Origin of the sequence: Crenothrix sp. (assembly GCF_043729335.1) — a bacterium.
Taxonomy (GTDB): Bacteria; Pseudomonadota; Gammaproteobacteria; order Methylococcales; family Methylomonadaceae; genus Crenothrix.
The window spans coordinates 1-8,453 of record NZ_JAYTLQ010000049.1; the positions used below are offsets into that span (position 1 = coordinate 1).

At 41.5% G+C, this 8,453-nt stretch carries 8 protein-coding genes; all 8 read right to left on the minus strand.

Annotated elements, in window-relative coordinates; translation table 11 throughout:
* Positions 1-219: 219 nt before the first annotated feature.
* The 8 genes from ACHZC4_RS10550 to ACHZC4_RS10585 all read right to left on the minus strand — a co-directional run bounded on the left by ACHZC4_RS10550 (position 220) and on the right by ACHZC4_RS10585 (position 8,000).
* A complete protein-coding gene (locus ACHZC4_RS10550) occupies positions 220-633 on the minus strand; it encodes a VOC family protein (RefSeq protein ID WP_394753814.1) in 414 nt (137 codons plus the stop codon).
* A 200-nt stretch (positions 634-833) separates the two neighbouring features.
* Positions 834-1,238 carry a hypothetical protein gene (locus ACHZC4_RS10555; protein WP_394753807.1) on the minus strand — a complete coding sequence of 135 codons (405 nt, stop codon included), beginning with the start codon at positions 1,236-1,238 and terminating at the stop codon, positions 834-836.
* A 21-nt stretch (positions 1,239-1,259) separates the two neighbouring features.
* Entirely contained in the window at positions 1,260-1,625 is a 366-nt protein-coding gene (locus ACHZC4_RS10560) for a DUF3703 domain-containing protein (protein WP_394753808.1), read from the minus strand.
* Between the two features lie 240 nt (positions 1,626-1,865).
* The gene (locus ACHZC4_RS10565) at positions 1,866-2,099 is read right to left on the minus strand and encodes a hypothetical protein (protein WP_394753809.1); all 234 of its coding nucleotides are present in this window, start codon (positions 2,097-2,099) and stop codon (positions 1,866-1,868) included.
* Positions 2,086-2,358, minus strand: a complete 273-nt coding sequence (locus ACHZC4_RS10570) for a BrnT family toxin (protein WP_394753810.1) — start codon at positions 2,356-2,358, stop codon at positions 2,086-2,088. The genes ACHZC4_RS10565 and ACHZC4_RS10570 overlap by 14 nt, the downstream gene beginning before the upstream one ends.
* A 209-nt stretch (positions 2,359-2,567) precedes the next feature.
* Positions 2,568-4,916 carry a dynamin family protein gene (locus tag ACHZC4_RS10575; protein ID WP_394753811.1) on the minus strand — a complete coding sequence of 783 codons (2,349 nt, stop codon included), beginning with the start codon at positions 4,914-4,916 and terminating at the stop codon, positions 2,568-2,570.
* 19 nt (positions 4,917-4,935) lie between these two features.
* The gene (locus tag ACHZC4_RS10580) at positions 4,936-5,667 is read right to left on the minus strand and encodes a hypothetical protein (protein WP_394753812.1); all 732 of its coding nucleotides are present in this window, start codon (positions 5,665-5,667) and stop codon (positions 4,936-4,938) included.
* Positions 5,664-8,000, minus strand: a complete 2,337-nt coding sequence (locus ACHZC4_RS10585; RefSeq protein ID WP_394753813.1) for a dynamin family protein — start codon at positions 7,998-8,000, stop codon at positions 5,664-5,666. Before ACHZC4_RS10585 ends, ACHZC4_RS10580 begins: the two co-directional genes overlap by 4 nt.
* Between the last annotated feature and the right edge of the window lie 453 nt (positions 8,001-8,453).

Below are 8,453 nucleotides of genomic sequence, written 5' to 3' on the forward strand. Positions count from 1 at the left end.
ATCACGGTTTTTTGCCAACCCTTTTACGAACAAAACTCACCAACCGTTTTTGTAACGATAACACGCAAAGTTCCCAATACGGGCAACACCTTATAACGTAAAGCTAAGGGGCGCGCCTTTCACGGACGATTAGCTAAGCCACCGAAGCTGGAAAAATACAAACCTTCAAAACCGCCACGAAAAAGCGCGTCCCGCTTGAGCGTAATGTTAGGCTTTCCATTATCCAAACATTGCATCACAACGTTTCTGCATCTCGTCAAAAGAGACATCCTCAATGTGCGACACAATATGCCACTTGTGTCCAAATGGGTCTAAAAACACACCCACACGTAAACCATAAAACTCATCTTTAACCGGCATAATTCCTGTCGCATTTGCGTCAAGCGCAAATTGGTAAGTTGCATCAACATCATCCACATATAAGGCTATGGTTACGGGTGTTCCGCCCAAGGTAGCGGGGCTTTTGTTACCCCATTCGACATTCTCTTCTGCCAACATGAATTTGGCATCGCCAATTTGTAGTTCTGCGTGCCCGATTAATCCACCAGGCATCAATAATCGCCCGATTTCTTTGGCACCGAATACCCGTTGATAAAACTGAATGGCGGCATCTGCACCTTTGAATAGCCAAATAAGGCGTAATGGCGTGTTCGCCTTTTGGAATTGGTTTGGTAGTACTCATTTTCGATTTCCTTTAGAAGGGTGAGAATTTGTTGGCCTAACGCAAAGGTAAGGGGCGCGCCGCCAACGGACATCCAGCGAAGCCACCGAACCTGATTTAAAAGCAAACCTTCAAAACCGCCCTGGGGCGGCGCGTCCCTTTGACCGACTTGTTAGGTCGCAGCCGCATGCACTTTCAAACGCGACAAGAGCCATGCGAGATAGGCAGCAGCGACGACATCGTAGGCTAGGCAGAAGTGCGGCCACCACGGGGGCACACCCGGATTTTCGATCAAATGGCCATGGACGAGATCAAACACGCCATGCGCTGCGAGCGCCGCGACGACCAGCCACAGCGAGCGCTTGAAACCTGCGATGGATGCGCCCAGGAATGCAACGATGACAATCGACTCAATCACGAGCACCTGAATGGAGCCGCCCATGACCGCGAACAACGCATAGTACGAAGCGATGACGGCCATTACCGTAGGGTAGAACGCCCGATCTCGGTCCAAACCAATGAACGTGGCTGAGAGGCCGACCGAAAGTGCCAAGACCGCTCCAATCAAAAATTCCATACTCTCGCCTCCGTAGCTCTGCTACACACGCGTGTCAGGCGGTGCGCCAACATCAATAATGTTTTGCAATTCAGACGCAATGGGCATGCGCTTGAACATACTAACGTCACTGCCGCCAGTGTTCCCGACCGGGACAACCCCGACAGCAGAACCCAAGACGCCTAGAACGATGCGTACGACTTGCCCGAAGGCCGCTACGGGCCGTCTTCGCCGAAACTCAACCTTGAGCATCAGCCAGTGCGCTCTGGCGTGGGGCACGACAAAGGCCTGGCCAATGACGTGAGCGCGCTCTATATGAGCAAAGCCTGTCTCAAGTTCACCTCTTGCGATGAACTCCTTCGCCAAAGCGATCTCGTTGTCGAAGGCTACGCTCTGAACGGGATTCATGAACCACTCTCCATTGCGACCTAACGTTAAGTAGACACCTAAAAAGGTGTCATTTTTCCAATTAAAATACACCTTTATCGGTGTATTCTTTTTTCAAGCTATTTGTTTTTTATTATGTTATTGGATTTGAATTTTGTTATACACCTTTTTGAGAGGTGCGTTTATACACCGATTTATCCCCGCTTTAAACATCAGCGTGAACCACGTTTTTAGCTATTTGATACTCAAAAATCACCACGACTAAAGCAATGGAGGATTGTTTTTAAGGTTCAAGTTAGTGGAACGTTTTGCTATATCAATCAGGGAGCGTAGCGCTGCATTGACAGATTTAGCGTCTGGAAATGCGGTAATAACATCAGGCTCTAAACGAACCATATCACCAAAGCCTTTACGTCCAGCTCCGGTTTTTCTTACCTGTAAACTTTTTAGGTCATATTCTGGCCGGAGGTCATCTTCAATTTCAGTCTTGTTCATATGCTTTCCGTTCTGATTGTGTTGCTTCTCTTGCGCTAATCAATCGAATGATTTCGTTACGTTCCATATATGAAATGAACAATAACCTACCTTGATTCGATTCGCCAATAAGAATATAACGATGCTCGCCATAGGAATGATCGGGATCATAGAAATCCACATACAGCGGATCATTAAAAACCGTTTTAGCTTCTTCAAATGTAATGCCATGTTTAGAAAAATTGGCAGACGCTTTGTTTTTATCCCATTCATATTCCATGAGATGGATTATATTCGGCAGATGATGAAATATCTACATTTTATTGTGGCTAATGTAGTCAGTAGCCTACAAAGGGCATAACGTTGCATTAACCGGCTGGCCGGAGTGCTGTAAGAAAGCACACACTTATCAAGGCCAGTCCGCGTTGAATGTGGGGTTGGGCTGCCAAGCTATGCACGGTTGCCAAACCAACACCGAAAAAAAAAATATTAAATGCTATGCACGGAATCTAACGAGACCCTTAATTGTTTTAGATTATCACTGGCTTCCGTATCAAATTTAAAAGCTTGCAAGGCAGATGGTAACTCTTTTAGTAATTCAAGATTACCCTCGCGCCATTCTACGCCGACAACCCCAGACCAATAACCTTCGGTATCTATATCCAGAAAACAATCACGCAAATTATCTAATTCTTGCTGACAAAAAACACCAAATCCAGAGGCTTCAAAAATACCGTAAATCAAATAATGCTCCAGTACGCGAATATCGGCTTCCACTTCTTCAATGACCGCATCTTGTTTGTTACTGGGTACTTGCTCGATCTCATTGGCAATCGTTTTTACGGTATTAACCGCAATATTGGCAAATACATTTGAGCCAATTATAACTTTAACGACCTCATCGGCAGAACGTCCTAAAACCTCTTTGCGTTTTTGTTCATCAGTTAATAGCTTAATACCATGATTAGTATATTTACGTAGACTTTTTAAAGCAGGCTCGTCGCCCGAATAATAATTATCGATGATTTCAATATCTGCACCAATTTTTTTACGCGCATCTGAACGTGTTTCGCTGCCTAATGCACCACGAATTAATAACTCAGAGACAGGGCGCGCAAAGCGTAAAAACAGTGTATTTAAACTATGTTCTAACAGCTTGATATATAGCTTATCGTCGTCAATGAGTTTTGCTTTAACGCGCGAACTATTCCACAGTTGCTGTTCCAATTCTTTAATTAGTCCAAGTGCTTCTTGCTGCAATTCAACCGCTAAATTACTCGCTAAGATTTTGAGCATTTTACGGACATCGCTGTGCAGTGCTTCGCGCCAGGTGTAATTAGCTTTTATGGAATCAAAAACGGGATTGCTGATGCTGTCAAAAATCTGCTGTCTTTGTTCTAATTGTCGCGCAGGTAACGCTGTTATTATTTCCTTTACTAATTCTTCATAACGCTCACGGAATGCTTGCCGATTTTTTATTGAAACGTCGTTACCTTCTTTAAAGCGAATATTCACATCGGCACTGATTTTTTTCCAGCGTTTATGCCACCACTGGCTAAATTCAATATGCTGTTGATTTTCTTGTGTGCGCTTAGCTTGCTCAGGATCTTCGGGATAAACCGCCGCCACCGTTTGATAAATATCACGCGCAGTTTTTAGAATATCACCGATCATGCCGTCACAACGTTTTTTTAATAATGCGGTACGTTCTTTATCAAGGTAGTTTTGAATGCGCTGTTGTAGTTCAATAATGCCTGTGGCTTGTTTTAATTCGTCATGGGTTTCTAAACCTGTTAGCGTTTTTATTTTCTGGGTTGTTTGTTCTAACGTGCCAATTTGCGGTAATTCAAAACCCTGTAATACTAAATGTGCGCCCGCCGAACCGCGTACTATGCGATGCTCTGGAATCTGTACCACCGACCATTTTTCTAATAATAGCCGCCAATTGTCTTCTAATATGTCTTTTGAGGGTTGTAAATCAATCTGTCCCCAAAATACAAATAGTTTATCGGCGAGCTTTAAATACGGGTCGCCGCTTTGCCCGAATTTAATCAAATCCTGCTCGTGGGCTTTTAAATCAATATCACGACGCTGTACCAAAATAATGGCATCGCAATCTGCCAACATTTCTTTGGATTCTTCAATATGCTTGGATAAACCAGAATCTAATCCCGGTACATCGTAAAACACCACACCATCCACTGCTGCTAATTTTGAGGTAAATAGCCGTGCTTCTTGCATGGCATGGGCATATTTTTCATCAGCAACATAACGGCTTAAATTGGTTTTAATGTCTTCTAATCGGCTAAAGCTGTGTGTTTTTTTGCCTTCGCTAATAATCTCGCGTAATGTGCCGTTATGCTGGCCCATCACTTTTAAATCATTTTCGGCGTTTTCCGCGGCGCTTCTGTCTACGCTTTGCGATTGTTCGCGCAAATCGGCTTGATAGGCTTGATATTGCGCTTCGGTTTTCGGGATGGTTTCCAGCCGTTGTTCACTGTCGTGTTGTACGGAATAGATTTGCGTAGTGGTAAAGGTACAGCGGGCGGGTTTAGCGGGTAATAAATCACTGCCTAACCACGCATTAACAAAGGTGCTTTTACCCGCTTTTTCTAAACCCACCACAGCAATGCGAAACTCGCCGTTTTGCAAACGGTGCATGAGTTTTTCAGCGGGTTCACCGGCTTTTTGCAAAGTGGCTTTTTGTTCGGGCGTAATACCCAATTGGGTAACTCCAGCTAAATTTGCTAAATCTAAAGCGTGGCGGCGCACGGCTAACGCGGTTTTAAGCTGGTTAGCATATAAGGTTGAGGCGGTTTTCCAATCCATAGTGGTCATGGTTTTTAATGAGGCTGGGTTAGATTTGGTAAAAACTACTGGTGGAACGTGCCGATTGCAAATTTTTTATTTGTTGCACTCTGGCAGTAGAATTAGGTTTGATTTTCGCCCTTATACTTAATTTATCGCGCTGGTTGGTAATTTCCGCTTCGGCAGATAATTCAAGCTGCACAAAAACTCTGTTTTCTGTTGTGAAATCAATTGGCGTGTCAGAACATTCAACGCCTTCCATAACTTTATTGCCCTCTTCATTATCAAGAGAAAAACAATAGCATCGCACTGTATTAGCGATTAGCTCGTTGAGTTTGTCGTTGCTAATATTTTGACCACTCTTTAATTCATTTGGTAATCGGTTGGCGTGTATAACGATTAATAACTGATGTTGCTTATAAGATGGGACTTGTGTGATAGACGAATTATTTTCAGACCTGTTTTTTTGTTGTTTGGATAAATAAATCCCCCCTGCTGTAAGACTGAGTAATATCACCGTTTCTATTATCATTTTTTTTTCTCCACTGTTAAGTTTTTTATTAATTTCGACAGATACTTCATTCAGTAAAGTTAAGAACTCATCATTATTATTCGAATCGTCATCATTTACCAATTTTTCAATATCTTCGTCCAATGCCTTGATAAAACTTTTAAACACTGTATTTTTCGCGAAATTCTTTAAAAATCCATCTATTTTCGACTGCTTTTCAATCTCTTCAATTAAACCAGTATTACGCAATATATTTTCAATTTCACTCATATATACTCCCAATTATGAACAAAATTATTTAATAAATCAGATAATTGTTTGGATTGCTCATGTAATGGTTGCCACTGTTGCTTGACTTGCTCATAATCATTATGATGCTGTGCGCGAGCTTGCGTTAATTTTATCTCAAAATCCTGTGAGACGCTGTCCTGCTCTTCGGAAATTTTATTGTTTAACTCAATAATATAGTGATAAATCATTTCCTGAAATTGATCAACCAATGAATTTAATTGATTGTTTAATTCTGCTAAACCATCTTGATATAAAACATCAGAACTAGGAAGTGTTTTATATGCAACCGTTCGCTTGAAAATCCATAATGTCCAGCCAATGCGTTCTTCTCTAGTTTTATTTTCGATTTTTCCTTTCAAGCTGACTGAATTTATTTCAGGCGTATTTAAGGTATCTAATACAGAATACCCAATAGATAAATTCCATTCAGGAGCAATTTTTGTGATACCACGCTGTACATAATCCAAATAATGCTTCATAAGCAACATTACCGTATCATAAATACGTTTATTTTCCAATTCACTTTGTGTGGCTATAACTTCATTAACAACCTTATTAAGTGTATTTAAAAAATTAGTTAATTGGCTATTTAAAAGGTTATCTGACGTATCATGTTGTTTTAGATATTCACTATAAACTAAACACTCATTTGCAAGCTGTTGTTGTAAGCGGTCAGGTAATCTTTCTACAGATGTATTTTTGAAATCACGTTTCCCTGTATCTATCGATTGCTTCATGCCGTCAAATACGCCTAATGTCGATAATCTCAGTTGATTCATCCACAAATATAATGGGCTTATTTTTTCTGCTCCTAAAACACCCTGATAAATTTCAGTTTCAAGTAATTCTTCAACAAATATTTCTAAAGCTATTCCTGATGCTTCGTTTTTTTTTAATTCGTCAGTCAAATAACTCAATGGCTCAAGCAATGTTGCCTTTGCTTGCTCTAAAAAACGGCGTAATTCAGTATTTTGTAGGTACAGTAGCTCACAGGCTTTATTGTAGGCTTCTTCAGAACTGTTTAATTCACTGTAACAAGTCCGAACGGCTTCACCAATGGCATCGTTTACTTCTTTTTCAAAGCGTTGCAGGATGCTTGGAATGACTAAAGTAGGAAAATGCGCTTGAATATGGTTATCTAAGTTGGCAAAGAATTCCGTACCGTAACTATTTTGCCAAACTACGTCACTGATACGCTGAAAATCATGGTCTTTCCACGCGTTGATTCTACGCGGCAGGTCATCTATCAATTCGGCAGGAATCAAACTGTTAAAATGGGTATCCAATTCGTCAGCTGCGTAAATTCGGTCATTGCTTGTTTTAATGCGCTGGGCGTGTAAGGCGGGCAATGAGCTTAATGGACTGTAGGTTAAATTATCTAAAGTATCGCGGTGTTCAGGCAATTCTTTGTGCAGAATACCTTTGATTTCAGCTTTGACTTTGACGATATGTTCATCACGGCGGCGGTCGCCTTCGTTGTCTTTGTGAAACACATCAATCCGATTCAGGACAAATAGCATCCGTGCAGGTGAGCCGCCCATGTGTTTAATTTGTTCTAAAATTTGCTGAACCAATTCCCGTCGGCGATTTTCGTCAGTTTCTTCCATGTTGTAGGCCACAAGACACAAGGCATCACGGCAATTTTTAATCACTTCGGCATTGGTGTTGTCTTGGTGATTACGTAAACCAGGCAAATCCATGAGCTTGAATTGCGTACTTTTAGGCAGGCTGGAAAGGGCTAACAATTCAGGATCGTTAAAACAGGCAAGTGGATAAGTGAGTTCAATGTGTGGCGTTGCAGGTTGATTGATGCCTTTGCTTTTGTTAAAGCTATCCATAACCTCCGTTAATTTTGTGCGAATTTCCTCATCGGATAAATCGTGCCATTTGCCACATTCCCAAAGCGCACCTTCTGTTTCATGAATGTTTAAATGGCGTTTGTCATCAAGGCTGTGGTGAATATAAACCACTCCCGCACTCATTTCCTGTGCCATACGCGGCATTAAGTCTGCACCACACAGCAAATTAACAATAGTGCTTTTGCCGCTGCTTGTTGTACCGGTGGTGGCTAAAATTAACGTAGGGCTTTGTAAATCACAATGTAGACGTTGTAATGCAGTGTTAAATGTGTCGCTTAAGGTTTTGAACCGAGCTTGGTCGATGTGTGGGTGGTCGTCACTGGCTTGGCAAATACCCTGGAAAACATTTGCCCAATGGCTTTCAATTTGCTTAGCGTGATCGGTGAGTTTGCTAAAAATATTATCATGCTGCTCTAGGCTAAGCTGCGCTGTACCGTGCTGTTGAGGTTTCATTTTTTTCCTTTTTGGGCGTGGCGTTTTACTAGGGTTTTGGGGGAGAGGAAGGCAAGAGGATGCGGTTGAAAAATTACTGATCTCTCACCTCAGTTTGATAGGAGGAGACAAAATTGTAAAGTAATTTGCTATACAAAGATAGGCTATCTAATTAATATAAATATTTTATACTATTAACATGTCAATATAGTTTACATTAACTCTATCTTCCAAGAATTAAAAGTGTGAAGTTACCGATCGTTATCCAAGAGCCTAACGGTAATTAAACATCTTAATAATCGTGGTTTACTGATATAAGCGTAGTACAGATTTAGCTTATGGGTTGAATACTGAGGGATAAGAGTGCAAAAGCCCAACGTTACGTTAAGGCGCTGCCCGTTTGGAAATTAAGCAACGCCACTATATTGTTTTATAAACTGATTTTAAAAATCGCCCAGTACGGGCAGTCGCACT

What these genes read in the sequence shown, in the direction of transcription:
- ACHZC4_RS10570 (WP_394753810.1), bottom strand. Translation starts at nt 2,358, where the DNA reads ATGGAATATGAATGGGATAAAAACAAAGCGTCTGCCAATTTTTCTAAA.
- ACHZC4_RS10585 (WP_394753813.1), bottom strand. Translation starts at nt 8,000, where the DNA reads ATGAAACCTCAACAGCACGGTACAGCGCAGCTTAGCCTAGAGCAGCAT.
- ACHZC4_RS10560 (WP_394753808.1), bottom strand. Translation starts at nt 1,625, where the DNA reads ATGAATCCCGTTCAGAGCGTAGCCTTCGACAACGAGATCGCTTTGGCG.
- ACHZC4_RS10555 (WP_394753807.1), bottom strand. Translation starts at nt 1,238, where the DNA reads ATGGAATTTTTGATTGGAGCGGTCTTGGCACTTTCGGTCGGCCTCTCA.
- ACHZC4_RS10575 (WP_394753811.1), bottom strand. Translation starts at nt 4,916, where the DNA reads ATGACCACTATGGATTGGAAAACCGCCTCAACCTTATATGCTAACCAG.
- ACHZC4_RS10565 (WP_394753809.1), bottom strand. Translation starts at nt 2,099, where the DNA reads ATGAACAAGACTGAAATTGAAGATGACCTCCGGCCAGAATATGACCTA.
- ACHZC4_RS10580 (WP_394753812.1), bottom strand. Translation starts at nt 5,667, where the DNA reads ATGAGTGAAATTGAAAATATATTGCGTAATACTGGTTTAATTGAAGAG.